Here is a 15,384-nt window from a genome sequence, read left to right on the forward strand (position 1 = left end):
GCCGTCCCCGCCGACCGGGCGGCGGCCGTGCAGCGGCTGCGCGCCGAGGCCCAGCAGCTGGGCGCCGCCGACCCGGCGGTCGCCGCGTTCCGGGCGGCCGGGCTGCCGGCGGTCGCCAACCCGGTCCCGGCCCTCGAACAACTGCCGTCGCTGCCCGCCGAGTTGTACACCGTGATCACCCTGCCCGGGCAGCTCGGCACCGACCTGCTCGCGGGCCGGGCCGAGGCGGTCGCCAGGCTCCGCCGGCTGGTCGGCCTGCTGCGCGACCAGTGGCTGGTCTCCGCCCTGCCGGTGGTGCTCGCCCCGGCCGGCGGGGTCCGCACCCTGGCCCTGGTGCTCGGCGCCGTCCCGCTGCCGCAGGTCGGCACCAACCTCAACCGCCGCCGCGGGGTGGGCTTCCGCTGGCAGACCGTGCCGCTGCGCGGCTCGCTGACCCTGTCCGCCACCACCGGCCCCGGCACCACGGTGCGCACCGCCGACGGCGGCGCCGGCGTCGTGGTCGCCCTCGGCTACGCCCGCCGACGGCGCACCGACCCCTACGAGTTCAGCGTCGACCTGCCCGGCGGCACCCTCGGCCACCGCGAGTACGAGGCGCTGATGAACCTGCTCGACCGGGTCCACCCGGCCGGCATCGCGGTCGACACCTCGCCGATCCGGCGCGGCCGGGTCGTGCTGGGCAGCGGCCCCGACCCGACCCCGCTGAGCCCCGAACAGTCCCGGCTCTACCGGGACTACCGCCCCGGCCGGGGCCGCCTCGCCGACCGGGTCTTCAAACCGATCACCGCGGGACTCCAGGTCGGCGTGCGCGCCACCGTCCGCGTCGACACCTACCTCAAGCCTCGCCAGGGGGAGAAGCCGTGACCCAGCCCGTCCCGCCGATGCAGCGGCCCCGCTACTTCGACTACCAGTTCCTGCGCGCCGACGACTTCGACACCGAGCAGCGCTACCACCGCTCCCGCCGCGAGCTGCTCACCGCGCTGTTCTACAGCCCGGGCGTGGTCACCGGCCTCACCGTCACCTGCACCGACGCCGGCGTCACCGTCGCCGCCGGGCACGCCGTCGACCGGCAGGGCCGGCTGATCGTCCTGCCGGCCGCCGCGCAGGTCCCGGTGCCGGGCGCGGGCGACCTCACGCTGCTGGTCACCGTCCGCTACAGCGAGCGGGCCACCGACCCGAGCGACGAGACCGGCGTGCCCGGCGAGACCCGGTGGACGGAGGAGCCCAAGGTCGAACTGACCGGCGCCGCCGGAGCGGACCAGATCGTGCTCGGCACCTTCCGCCGGGCGGCCGGCAAGGGCACGGTCAGCGCCACCGGCCGGGTCGCGGCCGGCCTGGTGATCCCCGGCCAGTACACCGTGAAGGGCACGCTGACGGCGGAGGGCGACATCACCGGCGCCAACCTGGCCGGCAAGGACGTCCGGGCCACCGGCGCGATCGTCCCCTCGGTCGGCGGCACCGCCGCCAACGGCATCATGTTCCCCCGCGACCCGGGCGGCGGCACCGGTGACGAGGCGTTCCTGCGGTACTTCCCCTACAACGGGGAGAACACCCAGCTGGTGCTCGGCAACGGCAACGACCCCGACGACCTGATCGACTTCTTCCAGGCGGCCAGGACCCGCCTGCGGATCGGCGGCGGCATGCTGCACACGGGCAAGCTGGACGGCAACACCGCCGTGCAGGGCGAGGTCCTCGGCGCGCTCGGCTTCCACGGCAGCGGCGTCCAGCACGCCCAGTTCTCCTTCCGGGCCGGCCGCGGCTTCGAGTTCGTCGACCGCAGCGCCGACTGGCCGTCCCTGGACTACGCCGCCGACAGCAAGCCCTACGCCGACGTCTACGCCCGCAACCTCGCCGTCAACGACGTCACCGCCCGCAACCTCGCCGTCAACGACGTCCGCGCCACCGGCGACGTGTACGTGGGCCGGGACAAGACCCTGGTCGGCAGCGGCAACCTGCACCTCGCCGGGCCCGGCAAGACGGTCGTCAGCAACCAGTACTTCGGCAGCAGCGGCCTGCTGCACGTCCAGGGAGGCCTGTCGGTCGGCGACTACGAGCCGGCGCTCAACCGGGTCACCGCCTGGGACGCCAACTTCGGGGGCGGCATCTACCTCGGCGGCACGATCGGCGACCTCGGCAGCGCCGCCGTCCGGATGTACAACAACGGCGACATCCGCTGCACCGGGATCGTCTACGCCAAGGAGAAGAAGTTCCTCATCGACCACCCGCTCGCCCCCGAGGAGAAGTACCTCCTGCACACCGCGCTGGAGGGGCCCGAGAACGGCGTCTACCAGCGCGGCGAGGGCCGGCTCGCCGACGGCCGGGCCGTGGTCGAACTCCCGGACTACTTCGAGGCGTTGACCCTGGCCGAGGGCCGCACGGTGCAGCTCACCCCGGTCTTCGAGGACGACGACGAGCCGCTCTGCGCGCTGGCCGCCTCCCGGGTGCGGGACGGGCGCTTCACCGTCCGCACGGTCGACGGCTCCAAGGCCTCGCACGCCTTCTGCTGGGAGGTCAAGGCCGTGCGCGCCGACATCGAGCGGCTGGAGCCGGAGGCCGACAAGGCCGCGTTCGACCGCCGGCACGAGGCCGCGGCGGCGCCCTCCGGGGAGCCGGCATGAGCGCCGCCCCCGGAGCGGGCTCCGTCACCGCCACCCCCGGCACCACCCCGGCCAACGGCACCTGGGCCGCCGTCAAGGTCACCACCGAGGCGGCGTCCAGGCTGCGGGTGGACGGCACGGCGCCGCTGCTCGCGGCGAGCGGCGCCTTCCACTTCACCTCCAACAGCGGCGCGCTGGACAGCACCGTCGCCCTCGCCGCCGCCGACACCCGGCTGCGCTGCGACGGCCGGCCGGTGCTGCTGGCCGGCGACGCCAGGTCCGACACGTACGGCAACACCCTCACCGCGGCCTCGCCCGGCCGCCTGCGGACGGAGCGGCGTCCGGCATGATCCCCCAGGTCACCGTGCCGGTCCGGCTGCGCCTCGACGCGACGGCCGCGGCCGAGGGCTCCTACCGCCCCCGGCTGCGGGCCGCGCTCGTCCGGGCGCTGGCCCGGGCCACCGCCACCGCGCCGGTCGGGACGGCGGCGGCGCCCTCCTTCCGCTGGTCCGGACCCGGCACGGCCGGGCTGCCGGCCGGCGTCCGCGCCCGCGTGGAGCGGGAAGTCAGCGCGCTGATCGAGGAGTTGACGGCGCCGGCCGCCCTGCCGGCCGCGGCCGCACCGGTCGCCGGGGGCACCTCGGCGGACCCGGCGGCGGACCGGGCGGCGGACCGGCCCGGTGCCCTCCCGCGCGGCTTCAGCCTGCGCCCCAACTCCGCGTACGACCTCGCCGAGGAGGGCCGCCCCGCCCTCTGGCTCACCGAGTCGATGAGCGTCCGCGAGGCGGCCCGCCGCCTCTACGGCCGCCCGGACGACTGGCGGCTGCTCGTCTACTGGTACAACCGCGACCTCTGGGCCGCCGAACACGACCTCTCCCGCCGCCCGCCGGAGGTCGCCGACCGCCCGCTGCCGGCCGGCGCACGCCTGCGCGTCGAGCCGGGCCTGCTGCCCGCGCCGCTGCGCGCCGGGGTGCTCGCCGCCGCGGCCCTGCGCGAGGCCGGCGAACTCGACCACACCGGCGGCGTCCGGCTGGTGGTCGAGGGTTCCGGCGGGTCCGGCGGCGGCCCGGTCCCGCGCGGCAGCACCGTGCGGATCGGCCTGCGGCTGCCCGAGGACGCCTACCCCGTCCGGGCCGAGTGGCGGCTGCGCCCCGACCCGGCCTACCGGGCGCTCGGCGGCGGCCTGGTCGACGCGGTCCGCACCGGACCCTCCGGCGACCTCACCGGCCCGCGGAACACCGAACCCCACCGGTGGGACCTGCCCGCCGACACCACCGGTGTGCACGTCGTCTCCTGCCGGCTCTTCCGGGACGGCGAGTTCTGGCAGGAGGTCTGGACCTCCCTGCTGGTGCTGGACCCCGGGGACCTCGCCCGGATCGTGCTGCGCTCCGGCGCCGCCGCCCCGCCCGGCCTGGCCGCGCTCCGCGCCGCGCTGCAGTCCGCGTACGACGAGCGGATGCGCGTCCTCGCCGGGCCCCGGGAGAAGAACGGCCCGGGGCCCTACCTGGCCGCCGAACCGCAGGGCCCGGCGACGCCGGGCAGCGAGGTGCGCTACCAGCTGCTCTGGACCGACCACCCGGGGGAGGAGGTGCGGCTGCGCTGGCAGGTCCGCGCCCTGGACCCGCCGCCGCCCGGGGAGGTGCGCAGCCCGCTCGGCCGGGGCGAGGCGGCCGTCTCCCCGGGCCTGCTCAGGCCCGGGATCCCGACCGGACGGCTCGCACCGGGCCGGGCCTTCAACGACTTCTGGCAGGTCCGCTGGGCCGACCTGCCCGGCCGCTACGAGATCGGCTGCGAGCTGACCTGGAGCCAGGGCTCGCACCGGGTGGTGCTGGAGCAGCGGGTCGCGGTCGAGCCCGGCAGCCGCCCGGGGGCCGCGCCGGAGAGCCCGCGCGCCGCCCGGCAGCGGCTGACCGAGGACCTCGCCCTCGTCGACCGCACCCTCGCCCGCGGTGAGGCGGTGCCGCTGCGCGCCGCCTGGGTGGCGGGCGAGGGCGAGCCGACGGCCGTCCCGCTCCAGCTGTACGTCACCACCGCCCCCGACGCCCCGGCCGCCGGGGTTCACCTGCGGATCTGGGACCTCTCGCCCTCCGGGCGCCGCCGGTACTACGAGGGCGGCGGCGACACCCCGCAGGAGGCGCTGGACCGGGCGCTCGCCGACCTCGCCCGGGTGCCCTACCCGAAGGGCGCCGTGCTCGCCGAGACCGACGGCTTCACCCTCGCCGGGCAGGCGTTCCCGGCCCGCGCCGTCGCGCTGCGCTGCTCCGGGGACATCCCGCTCGCGTCCTTCCTGTCCTCCGCCTCGACCTTCCTGTTCGTCGGCGGCGCCGTGCTGTCGATCGCCGGCGCCCCGTACGCCGGCGCCCCGCTGATCGCGCTGTCGCAGGTCGGCGGGGCCGCGGCGGCCGTCGTGCGGCTGCGCGACCGGGCGCTCTCCGGGGAGCTGCACGCGGACCAGCAGACCCTGCTGGACGCGCTGGACCTCGGCGGCAACCTCACCGGGGCGGTCGGCAGGGGGGCCCAGGTCCTGCGGATCACCAGGGGAGCCGGGGCGCTGGCCTTCGTCGCCCGGGTGGACGGCGCCCTCGGTACCACCCAACTGGTGGTCGCCGACGTGGACCTGGCGCTGCGGCTGGACGCGGCGGTGGCGCGCGGCGAGCAGCGGGAGGTCCTCGGCGTGCTGGGGGAGGCGGCCGCGTCGGGCGCCCTGCTGAAGCTGGGCGCGTCGGCCGAGGGCGCCGCGCTGGACGGCGGCGGCGCCGCCACCGGCTCCCCGGTGGTGCTGCGGCAGGCCACCCCCGACCCCCGCTTCGTCGCGGCGCTGCCGGCCGAACTGCGGGACGGCGTCGAGGTGTTGGAGGGCGGCGGGCGCACCGTCCGGGTCCACTACGAGTACGACGCCCTGGGCCGCGCTAGGGTGCGGATCGCCGCCGGCCCGGACGCCACCCCCGAGGACGCCGCGGCCCACCTGGCCACGATCCGCGAGGTGCGGAAGTACCAGGGCCTGTCCGGCGGGACGGCGATCGTCATCGAGCAGGTCAGGGCCCTGATCACCGGCGAGTTCGTGCCGGAGCCGGGCACCCGGGCCTGGGACGCCAGGGAGGAGATCAGGAAGCTGACCCCGATGATCGCCGCCGAACGGGACCCGGTCAGGGCCGCCCACCTGCGACGCCAACTCGCCCGGCACGAGAGCGTCCTGGCCGCCCGGAGCACCGGGCAGGGCGGCGTGATCGCCGCCGAGGACCGGCCCGGCCGCAAGCGCGGCGAGGGCCCGGTGCGGCTCTACTCGTCCGAGGGCCAGGCGCTGGCGGTGGCGCGCAAGCAGCGGGTCGACCAGGCCCTCGGCCGTTCGCGGGCCGCGGGCACGGAGCACTTCGCGGACGCGGACGCGGCCCGCCGGGCCCTTGAGGCCCATGCCGCGGCCCGGCCGCCGCGCCCCGCCGCGCTGGCGGAACGGATCACGCAGATCGGCAGGCTCGCACCGGAGGACCGCTTCGAGGCACTCGACGCACTGTCGGCGGAGGGAGGCCGTTCGGCCGGGGAGGTGACGTACCTGGAGTGGCTGGGACGTTCCTGGCGGCTGCGGCAGGCGGTCGACGAGGCGGAGGGCGCGGCGCGGTCCGCCGCGGCGGAACAGGTCAACCTGCGGACGGTGAGCGAGGCCCTCGCCGACGAGGTGCGGGAGAAGAGCCGGTCACTGATCGACGTGATGCGCAAGGAGGGACGGAACTACCGTGACCGGAGCCGGACCTCGTTCGACGAGGTGATGGGCGAGAAGGCCTGGAAGCGCCTGGTCGACCGGGAGGTCGAGGCGAAGAAGCCACGGCCCGGGCTGGCCACCGACCACCTCGTCGCCCTCGACCGGATCACCAAGCTGGACGAACTCGTCCCGCTGCTGCGCCTGTACGCCGAGGCCGCGCCCGCCGTCCAGGAGGAGCTGTACCGGGCGCTGCAGGCCCTCGGAGACCACAAGGACAACCTGCGCCGGATGGGCCACTCCGCCAACAGCAGCAAGAACAACCGCAGCTGGCACGAGATCACCTACGACGAGGCGGCCCGTTTCGGCTACACCACGCGCCAGGTGGACGAGATCCGGGTGGCGGAGGACAAGGCACTGGCGGCGCTGCTGCGGCGGATCGAGGAGCTGCGGACGCACTACACGCCCCTGGTGCGCGGGGACGCCGCCGGGCGCTGAGCCCGGCCCGCTGCACGCGCTCTGCACGCGCTCTGCACGGCCCGGGCGGCACGCTCGGCGGAGCACGGACGCGGGCCGGGGGACGGCCGCGCGGCACGGAACGAAGGGGGAAGTACCGCGATGAAGTTCGTCAGTCGCGCCGAGTGGGGCGCCCGGGCGGCCCGCAACGGCCACCCGGCGGTGCCGGCCAACCGGGGCGTCAAGGTCCACTACCTGGGCGGCCCGTACAGCGCCGACGAGCACGGCACCTGCGCGGGGTACATGCGCAAGGTCCAGAACAGCCACATGGACGGCAACGGCTGGTCGGACTTCGCGTACAACCTCGCCGTCTGCGAGCACGGCTGGGTCTTCGAGGGCCGCGGCCGGAACGCGCAGAACGCGGCCAACGGCAACACCGCGCTCAACCGCGACCACTTCGCGGTGCTCGCCTTCGTCGGCGACAGCGGCCACACCGGCCCGACCGCCGACCAGGTCGCCGGACTGCGCGACGCCATCGCCTACCTGCGCGCCAACGGCGCCGGCCGGGAGATCCGCGGCCACCGGGACGGCTACGCCACCGACTGCCCGGGGGCGCCGCTCTACCACCTGGTCACCTCCGGCGCGCTGGAGCCGGGCGCGGGCCCCGGTGCGGGCACCGGCACGCCCGGCGAGGGCGGCTGGGCGCCGTTCCCGGGAGCGGAGTGGTTCCGCACCGGCCCGCGCAGCCCGCTGATCACCGCGATGGGCCGCCGCCTGGTGGAGGAGGGCTGCGGCGCCTACCAGCGGGGTCCGGGCCCCCAGTGGAGCGAGGCCGACCGCCAGAGCTACGCCCGCTGGCAGCGCAAGCTCGGCTACGCCGGCACCGACGCCGACGGCTGGCCCGGCGCCTCCTCCTGGGCGCGCCTGCACGTCCCGAAGTCCTGATCTCCCACCGCCCGTTCGGGCCGGAACGCCCGCCGCCCGCACCCGGGGCGGCGGGCGTTCCGCCGTACGGACCCTAGTCCTCCGGGAGGTGGGCGAGCATGCGCTCCATGCCGCCGATCCAGTTGGCCCGCAGGGCGGTGATGGCGCCCGGCAGGTCGTCCTCCAGGAGGCGGCGGGCGATCTCGCAGTGCTCCTCCGACTCGCGGGCCACCGGCTCGTCCTCGGCGACGACCAGGTTCTCGTAGCGCCGCATCCCGGCCTTGACCCGGGTGAGCAGGTCCAGCAGGCGTTCGTTGGCGCAGCCGCTGAGCAGCAGGCCGTGCCACTCGTCGTCGCGCCGGTCGACCGTGGCGTGCTCGGCCACCTGGTCGGGGAAGCCCTGGGCGAGGTCCAGCAGCCGGGGCGCGATGGTCCGCAGGTGGTCCGGGTCGGAGGACTCCAGCGCCAGCGCCTCCAGGGCCGCCACGATGGCGACCAGTTCGCGGAACTCCTTGCGGCTGACCGGCGCGAAGCGGAAGCCGCGCCCCTGGCTGCTCTCCAGCACGCCCTCGCCCGCAAGCGCGATCAGCGCCTCGCGCAGCGGGGTGCGGCTGACGCCGAGTTCGGCGGCCAGCACGGCCTCGTTGACATCGGTTCCCGCCGCGAACTCGCCGCGGGTGAGCCGGTCCATCAGCTCGTCACGGATCTGCTCGCGCAGCGGACGGCGTTCGATCGCCATCGCGTCCCCCAACCTCCGGATTCGAAGCACACCTCTTGACCCGCCCCAGTGTACTGCACTATGCATTTTGAATACAAAATGCGGGACGACGCGGAACGGGGTCTCCACGACCCCGGGGGAGAGGCGCAGCATGGGCCTGACACGGGTGCCGGGTCTGCTGTTCGGCGGTGACTACAACCCCGAGCAGTGGCCCGAGGAGGTGTGGCGGGAGGACGTCCGGCTGATGGCCGAGGCCGGCGTCAACCTGGTCACGGTCGCGGTGTTCTCCTGGTCCCGGCTCGAACCGGCGCCGGGGAGCTACGAGTTCGGCTGGCTGGACCGGGTGCTGGACCTGCTCCACGCGCACGGCATCGCCGTCGACCTCGCCACCGCGACCGCGACCCCGCCGCCCTGGCTGGTCCGCGACCACCCGGAGGTCCGGCCGGTCGACGCCGCCGGCACCCGGCTGGAGTTCGGCTCGCGCCAGGGCTACTGCCCCTCCTCCCCGGTGTTCCGCGCGGCCACCGTCCGGCTGGCCCGCGCGATGGCCGAGCGCTACCGGGCGCACCCGGCGCTGGCGATGTGGCACGTGAGCAACGAGTACGCCGACCACACCGCCGAGTGCTTCTGCGAGGAGTCCGCCCGGGACTTCCGCCGCTGGCTCCAGGAGCGCCACCACTCCCTGGACGGCCTCAACGCCGCCTGGGGGACGTCCTGCTGGGGCCAGCACTACACCGACTGGACGCAGGTGGAGCCGCCCCGCAAGGCGCCGGGGCCGGTCAACCCGGCCCAGCTGCTGGACTGGCGGCGGTTCTCCAGCGACGCGCTGCTCGCCTGCTTCGAGGCCGAGCGCGCCGTCCTCAAGGAGCTCACCCCGGACGTCCCGGTGACCACCAACTTCATGAGCGTCCTGCGCGACCTCGACTACTGGACCTGGGCCGCGGCCGAGGACGTCGTCAGCGACGACGCCTACCCGGACCCGGCCGACCCGCGCGCCGCGGTGAAGGCCGCGCTCAGCTACGACCTGATGCGCTCGCTCAAGCGCGGGCCCTGGCTGCTGCTGGAGTCGGCGCCGAGCGCGGTCAGCTGGCGCGCGGTCAACGTCCCCAAGGACCCGGGCGTGATGCGGCTGCACGGCCTGCAGGCCCTCGCCCACGGCTCGGACGGCGTGATGTTCTTCCAGTGGCGCCAGGCCAGGTACGGCCCGGAGAAGTTCCACTCGGCGATGCTCCCGCACGGCGGCACCGGGACCCGCCAGTGGCGCGAGACGCTCGCGCTCGGCGCGGACCTGCGGCGGCTGGCCGAGGTGGCCGGCACCACCACCCGGGCCGAGGTCGCGCTGCTGCTCGACTGGGACAGCTGGTGGGGGCTGGAGGCCCCCGAGTCGATGCCCTCCGACCGGCTGCGGCTGCACGAGCTGCTGCTCTCCTGGTACGCGCCGCTGCACGCCCGGGGCATCGCCGTCGACCTGGCCCCGCCGGGGCGCGACCTGTCCGGCTACCGGCTGGTGATCGCCCCCAACCTCTACCTGTGCACCGCCGAGCACGCCGCCGCGCTGGCCGCCTTCGGCGGGCAGTTGGTGGTCGGCCCGTTCAGCGGGGTGGTCGACCCCGACGACCAGGTCCACGACGGCGGCGCGCCCGGGCCGCTGCGCGAGCTGCTCGGGGTGCGCGTCGAGGAGTGGCGCCCGCTGCCGGACGGCGTCACCCAGGAGATCGTCACGGCGGACGGCACCCGGCTGCTCGCCCGCACCTGGACCGAGTGGCTCTCCACGGACGAGGCGGACGTGCTGGCCCGCTACCGGGGCGGTCCGCTGGACGGCCGCCCGGCCGTCACCCGGTGCGGCGCCGCCACCTACCTGTCCTGCCTGCCCGAGGACGTGACCCCGCTGCTGGACGGGCTGCTGTCCGCCGCCGGCGTCACCGGGGCGCACCTGCCCGCGGGCGTCACCGGGCCGCACCTGCCGGCCGGCGTCGAGGCCTGCCGCCGCGGCCCCTACCTCTTCCTGCTCAACCACGGGACCGAGCCGGCCACCGTGTCCCTGCCCGAAGCCGGGACCGACCTGCTGACCGGCCGTCCGCTGCCCGGCGGCCCCGTGACCGTCGGACCACGCGACGCCGTGGTCCTCAAACCCCGACCGACGACGCCCTGAGGAGTGTTCGTGGCCCACCCCTACATCCCCAACGCGGGGCCCGAGACGCGGGCGGCGATGCTCGCCGAGATCGGCGCCCCCGACGTCGCGGAGTTCTACCGCGACATCCCCGCCGACCTGCGGCTGGACCGCCCGCTGGAACTGCCCGCGCCGTTCGCCGACGAGCACGGCCTGACCCGGCACGTGCGCGGCCTGCTGGCCCGCAACACCGACCCCGCCGCGCTGCTGAGCTTCCTCGGCCACGGCTGCTACCCGCACTACGTCCCGGCGGTCTGCGACGAGGTCAACGGCCGCGGCGAGTTCCTCACCGCCTACGCCGGCGAGCCCTACGAGGACCACGGCCGCTTCCAGGCCCTCTTCGAGTACGTCTCGATGATGGCCGAGCTGCTGGAGATGGACGTCGTCAACGTGCCCACCTACGACGGCTACCAGGCGGCCGGCACGGCGCTGCGGATGGCCGCGCGCCGCACCGGCCGGGCCCGGGTGATGGTCAGCGGCGCGCTCGCGGCCGACAAGCTGGCCAAGATCCGCGACTACCTCGCCCCGGACGTCGAGGTGCTGCTCGCCCCGGTGGCGGACTCCGGCGAGATGGGCGAGGTCCGCCTCGACGACACCTTCGCCGCCCTCTACCTGGAGACGCCCACCGTGCACGGCGTCGTGGAGACCCGCGGCCGCGAACTCGCCGAACTGGCGCACGGCGTGGGAGCCCTGCTGGTGGTCGGCACCGACCCGGTCTCGCTCGGCGTGCTCGCCCCGCCCGCCTCCTGGGGCGCCGACCTGGTCTGCGGGGACATCCAGTCGCTCGGCATGCACCCGCAGTACGGCGGCGGGCAGGCCGGCTTCATCGCGAGCCACGACGACGAGCGGATGGTCGCCGAGTTCCCCTCCCGGCTGTTCGGCATCGCCCCGACCGCCGTCCCCGGCGAGTACGGCTTCGGCGACGTCTTCTACGACCGCACCTCCTTCGCGGTGCGCGAGGAGGGCAAGGAGTGGGTGGGCACCGCGGCCGCCCTGTGGGGCATCACCGCCGGCGTCTACCTCGCGCTGATGGGCCCGCAGGGGCTGCGCGAGCTCGGGGAGACGGTCCTCGCCCGCACCCGGTACGCGATGGGCGCGCTGGCCGCCGCCGGGGCCGTGGTGCGCCACCAGGAGTCCGTGCACTTCCGGGAGTTCGCCGTCGAGGTGCCGGACGCCGACGCGCTGCTCGCCGCCCTGCTGGAGCGCGGCATCCTCGGCGGGGTGCGGCTCGGGCCCCGGGAGGTGCTGGTCTGCGTCACCGAACAGCACTCCATCGCCGACATCGACACCCTCGCCGCGGCCGTCGGGGACGTCCTCGCCGCCGCCCCCTCCGCCCCCGCCGCCCCCGCCGCTCCTGGAGACGCCAAGTGAGCTCGCACGACGCACCCGAGCCGTTCGCCACCCTGCCGGTGGCGCCCAAGCCCGCCCTGCGCCGCTTCCACCAGGCCCGCTGGGACGAGGAGATCGTCTTCGAGCTGTCCCGGCCCGGCCGGCGCGGCGTGGGCGTGCCCGCCCCGGACGCGCCCCTGGTCGAACTGCCCGAGGCGGTCGCCCGCCGCACCCCGCCCGCGCTGCCCGAGCTCTCCCAGAACCAGGTGGTCCGGCACTACCTGCGGCTCTCCCAGGAGACCCTCGGCGCCGACTTCAACATCGACGTCGGCCAGGGCACCTGCACCATGAAGTACAGCCCCAAGGTCAACGACTCCTTCGCCCGCGACCCCCGGGTGGCCGCCCTGCACCCGCTGCAGCCCGAGTCCACCGTGCAGGGCGTGCTGGAGATCTACTGGCGGCTGGAGCAGATCCTCAAGGAGATCTCCGGCATGGCCCGGGTCTCCCTGCAGCCCGGCGCCGGCTCCGCCGCGATCTACGCCAACATCGCGATGATCCGCGCCTACCACGCCGCCCGCGGCGAGGGGCACCGGCGCGACCAGGTGATCACCACGATGTTCTCGCACCCCTCGAACGCGGCCTGCGCCAAGGTCGCCGGGTACGAGGTGATCACCCTGATGCCGGACGCCGACGGCAACCCGGACATCGAGGCGCTGCGCGCCGCCGTCGGCCCGCGCACCGCCGCCCTGCTGATCACCAACCCGGAGGACACCGGGATCTTCAACCCGCGGATCCGCGAGTTCGTCGAGCTGGTGCACGCGGCCGGCGGCCTGGCCTGCTACGACCAGGCCAACGCCAACGGCATCCTCGGCATCACCCGGGCCCGGGACGCCGGCTTCGACCTGTGCCACTTCAACCTGCACAAGACCTTCTCCACCCCGCACGCCTGCGGCGGCCCGGCGGCCGGCGCGTGCGGCGTCTCCGAGGCACTGGTGCCGTTCCTGCCCGGCCCGGTGGTCGACCGGGTCGCCGGCGACCGGGCGGGCGGGTCCTTCACGCTCACCGCCCCCGAGCGCTCGGTCGGCAAGATCCGGCCCTTCCTCGGGGTGACCCCCAACGTGGTGCGCGCCTACGCCTGGGTGATGGCGCTCGGGGCCGAGGGCCTGCGCGAGGTCGCCGAGACGGCCGTGCTCAACAACAACTACCTGCTGGCCAGGGTCGCCCGGATCCCCGGTGCCTCGGTGCCCTGGGCCGAGCGCCGGCGGGTCGAGCAGGTCCGCTACTCCTGGCAGCAGCTCGCCGAGGAGACCGGTGTGCACTCGGAGGAGATCGGCATCCGGGCGGCGGACTTCGGCGTGCACTACTGGACCAGCCACCACCCGTACGTGGTGCCCGAGCCGTTCACCCTGGAGCCGACCGAGTCCTACTCCCGGGAGGACCTCGACGAGTACGCGGCGATCCTCGCGCACGTCGCCGACGAGGCCCGCAAGGACCCGGAGTTCGTCCGGGGCGCGCCCTACCGGCAGACCGTCCACAAGACCGACCCGGTCACGCTGGACGACCCGGCCCAGTGGTCGCCCAGCTGGCGCGCCTACCTGCGCAAGCACGGCGCGAAGCGGCCGGGATGATCGTCGGCCTGATCGTGAACCCCGTCGCGGGCCTCGGCGGCGAGGTCGCCCTCAAGGGCAGCGACGGGGCCGACGTCCAGGCCAGGGCGCTCGCGCTGGGCGCCGTCCCCCGGGCGCGGGCCCGGGCCGCCGCCGCGCTGCGGGCCCTGCGCCTGCGGCGCCCGGACGCGGTGGTGCGCACCGTGGCCGGGCCGATGGGGGAGGACAGCGCGCTCGCGGCGGGTGTGCGCCACGAGGTCGTCCACCGCCCGGCGGGCCCGGCCACCGGCGCGGCCGACACCCGGGCGGCGGTGGCGGCGCTCGCGGACGTGGACCTGCTGCTGTTCGCGGGCGGCGACGGGACGGCGCGCGACGTCCTGGACGCCGGGCCGCGCCCGCCGGTGCTCGGCGTGCCGGCCGGGGTGAAGGTCTACTCGGGCTGCTTCGCGGTCAGCCCGGCCGCGGCCGGCGCGGGCGCCGCCGCCTTCGACGGGCGCACCGCCGAGGCCGAGGTGGTCGACCTCGACGAGGAGGCGCACCGGGCGGGCGGCGTCGGCGCCCGGCTGTACGGGACCGTGCGGGTGCCGGCCGCCCGGGCCCGGCTGAGCGGGCGCAAGACCGGCTCCTCGGCGGCGCCGCCGGGCTCGGCGGAGTCCATCGCCCGGGCGGTGGTGGCGGCCATGCGGCCCGGCACCGCGTACGCGCTCGGGCCCGGCGCGACCACGCTCGCCGTGGGGCGGGCGCTCGGCCTGGAACTGACGCCGCTGGGCGTGGACGTCGTGCGGGACGGCGCCGTGCTCGACCGCGACGTGACGGAGCAGCGGCTGCTCACCCTTGCCATGTCACAGGTGACGCATGGCGTGCTGTCGGTGATCGGCGGCCAGGGCTTCGTCGTCGGGCGCGGCAACCAGCAGTTCAGCCCCCGGGTGCTGGACGCGCTCGCCGGGATCGTCGTGCTCGCCACCCAGCAGAAGCTCGCCGCGCTCGGCGGGCGGCCGCTGCTGGTGGACACCGGCGACCCGCTGGCCGACGCCGCGCTCGCCGGCCACGTCCGGGTGGTCACCGGACACCGTGAATCCGTGCTGTACCGCATCCAGTCGGCGAGTGAGGAGCTCCCATGAACAACCCCACCGGAACCCTGCGCAACAAGGTCGCCATCGTGACCGGCGGTGCCTCCGGCATCGGCCGGGCCACCGCCAGGCTGTTCGCCGCCGAGGGCGCCGCCGTGGTCGTCGCCGACCTCGCGGACGCGGGCGAGGTCGTCCGCGAGATCGAGGCGGCGGGCGGCCGGGCCGTCGCGGTGCGCGCCGACGTCTCCTCGGAGACCGACTGCGAGCGGGTCGTCACCATCGCCGTGGAGACCTACGGCGCCCTGCACGTGCTGTTCAACAACGCCGGGATCATCCGCCGCCAGACGGCGCTGGAGATCTCCGCCGACGACTGGGACCGGGTGATGGCGGTCAACGTCCGCTCCGTCTACCTGATGTGCCGCTTCGCCGTGCCGGCGATGACGCAGGGCGGCTCGATCATCAACACCGGCTCCGGCTGGGGGCTGAAGGGCGGCGCCAACGCGCTCTCCTACTGCGCCTCCAAGGCCGCGGTCGTCAACATGACGCGCGCCCTGGCGATCGACCACGCCGCCGCCGGGATCCGGGTCAACTCGGTCAACCCGGGCGACACCATGACGCCGATGCTCCGCGACGAGGCGCGCCAGCTCCAGGAGGAGTGGGCGGCCTTCGAGAAGGACGCCGCCGACCGGCCGATGGGCCGGGCCGGTGCGCCGGAGGAGATCGCCGCCGCCGTGCTGTTCCTGGCCGGGGACGCCAGCAGCTACATGACCGGCTCGGCGCTCGTCGTCGACGGCGGCGGCCTCGCCTGACCCCACCCCCGCA

11 protein-coding genes are annotated in these 15,384 nt (G+C 75.7%); 10 read left to right on the top strand and 1 reads right to left on the bottom strand.

The window, feature by feature from the left end; all coding sequences use genetic code 11:
* From ABT093_RS32580 to ABT093_RS32600, 5 genes are all read left to right on the top strand, one after another.
* On the top strand, positions 1-861 hold an 861-nt coding region (locus ABT093_RS32580; protein ID WP_350570507.1), incomplete at its 5' end, for a hypothetical protein.
* Positions 858-2,615 carry a hypothetical protein gene (locus ABT093_RS32585; protein WP_350570508.1) on the top strand — a complete coding sequence of 586 codons (1,758 nt, stop codon included), beginning with the start codon at positions 858-860 and terminating at the stop codon, positions 2,613-2,615. The genes ABT093_RS32580 and ABT093_RS32585, both read left to right, overlap by 4 nt.
* Positions 2,612-2,944 (top strand): hypothetical protein, encoded by a 333-nt coding sequence (locus ABT093_RS32590; protein ID WP_350570509.1) that lies wholly within the window; start codon positions 2,612-2,614, stop codon positions 2,942-2,944. The genes ABT093_RS32585 and ABT093_RS32590 overlap by 4 nt, the downstream gene beginning before the upstream one ends.
* On the top strand, positions 2,941-6,786 hold the full coding sequence (locus tag ABT093_RS32595; RefSeq protein WP_350570510.1) for a hypothetical protein: 3,846 nt from the start codon (positions 2,941-2,943) through the stop codon (positions 6,784-6,786). The genes ABT093_RS32590 and ABT093_RS32595 overlap by 4 nt, the downstream gene beginning before the upstream one ends.
* A 120-nt stretch (positions 6,787-6,906) precedes the next feature.
* Positions 6,907-7,689, top strand: a complete 783-nt coding sequence (locus tag ABT093_RS32600) for a peptidoglycan-binding protein (RefSeq protein WP_350570511.1) — start codon at positions 6,907-6,909, stop codon at positions 7,687-7,689.
* A 73-nt stretch (positions 7,690-7,762) separates the two neighbouring features.
* Here the strand turns inward: ABT093_RS32600 and ABT093_RS32605 are convergent, their stop codons facing one another.
* Positions 7,763-8,407, bottom strand: a complete 645-nt coding sequence (locus ABT093_RS32605) for a GntR family transcriptional regulator (protein ID WP_350570512.1) — start codon at positions 8,405-8,407, stop codon at positions 7,763-7,765.
* 130 nt (positions 8,408-8,537) lie between these two features.
* Here ABT093_RS32605 and ABT093_RS32610 point away from each other — a divergent pair, with 130 nt between their 5' ends.
* Genes ABT093_RS32610 through ABT093_RS32630 form a run of 5 tightly spaced genes read left to right on the top strand, consistent with a single transcriptional unit; the run spans position 8,538 to position 15,371 of the window.
* Complete coding sequence (locus tag ABT093_RS32610; RefSeq protein WP_350570514.1) at positions 8,538-10,538, top strand: beta-galactosidase; 2,001 nt, start codon at positions 8,538-8,540, stop codon at positions 10,536-10,538.
* A gap of 9 nt (positions 10,539-10,547) precedes the next feature.
* Positions 10,548-11,927 (top strand): aminomethyl-transferring glycine dehydrogenase subunit GcvPA, encoded by a 1,380-nt coding sequence (gcvPA, locus tag ABT093_RS32615; RefSeq protein ID WP_350570516.1) that lies wholly within the window; start codon positions 10,548-10,550, stop codon positions 11,925-11,927.
* Positions 11,924-13,513 carry an aminomethyl-transferring glycine dehydrogenase subunit GcvPB gene (gene gcvPB / locus ABT093_RS32620; protein ID WP_350570518.1) on the top strand — a complete coding sequence of 530 codons (1,590 nt, stop codon included), beginning with the start codon at positions 11,924-11,926 and terminating at the stop codon, positions 13,511-13,513. Before gcvPA ends, gcvPB begins: the two co-directional genes overlap by 4 nt.
* Positions 13,510-14,613: an ATP-NAD kinase family protein gene (locus ABT093_RS32625; RefSeq protein ID WP_350570519.1), complete on the top strand. Its 1,104-nt coding sequence runs from the start codon at positions 13,510-13,512 to the stop codon at positions 14,611-14,613. The genes gcvPB and ABT093_RS32625 overlap by 4 nt, the downstream gene beginning before the upstream one ends.
* Positions 14,610-15,371, top strand: coding sequence for an SDR family NAD(P)-dependent oxidoreductase (locus ABT093_RS32630; RefSeq protein WP_350570520.1), 762 nt, complete (start codon positions 14,610-14,612; stop codon positions 15,369-15,371). The genes ABT093_RS32625 and ABT093_RS32630 overlap by 4 nt, the downstream gene beginning before the upstream one ends.
* Positions 15,372-15,384 lie beyond the last annotated feature (13 nt).

The sequence above is a fragment of the Kitasatospora sp. NPDC002551 genome (genome assembly GCF_040296005.1).
Classification (GTDB): domain Bacteria; phylum Actinomycetota; class Actinomycetes; order Streptomycetales; family Streptomycetaceae; genus Kitasatospora.

Bases quoted from the DNA above. Each gene is read 5' to 3' on its own strand.
- ABT093_RS32590 (WP_350570509.1), top strand. From the start codon at position 2,612: ATGAGCGCCGCCCCCGGAGCGGGCTCCGTCACCGCCACCCCCGGCACC.
- ABT093_RS32595 (WP_350570510.1), top strand. From the start codon at position 2,941: ATGATCCCCCAGGTCACCGTGCCGGTCCGGCTGCGCCTCGACGCGACG.
- ABT093_RS32600 (WP_350570511.1), top strand. From the start codon at position 6,907: ATGAAGTTCGTCAGTCGCGCCGAGTGGGGCGCCCGGGCGGCCCGCAAC.
- ABT093_RS32605 (WP_350570512.1), bottom strand. From the start codon at position 8,407: ATGGCGATCGAACGCCGTCCGCTGCGCGAGCAGATCCGTGACGAGCTG.
- ABT093_RS32610 (WP_350570514.1), top strand. From the start codon at position 8,538: ATGGGCCTGACACGGGTGCCGGGTCTGCTGTTCGGCGGTGACTACAAC.
- ABT093_RS32625 (WP_350570519.1), top strand. From the start codon at position 13,510: ATGATCGTCGGCCTGATCGTGAACCCCGTCGCGGGCCTCGGCGGCGAG.
- ABT093_RS32630 (WP_350570520.1), top strand. From the start codon at position 14,610: ATGAACAACCCCACCGGAACCCTGCGCAACAAGGTCGCCATCGTGACC.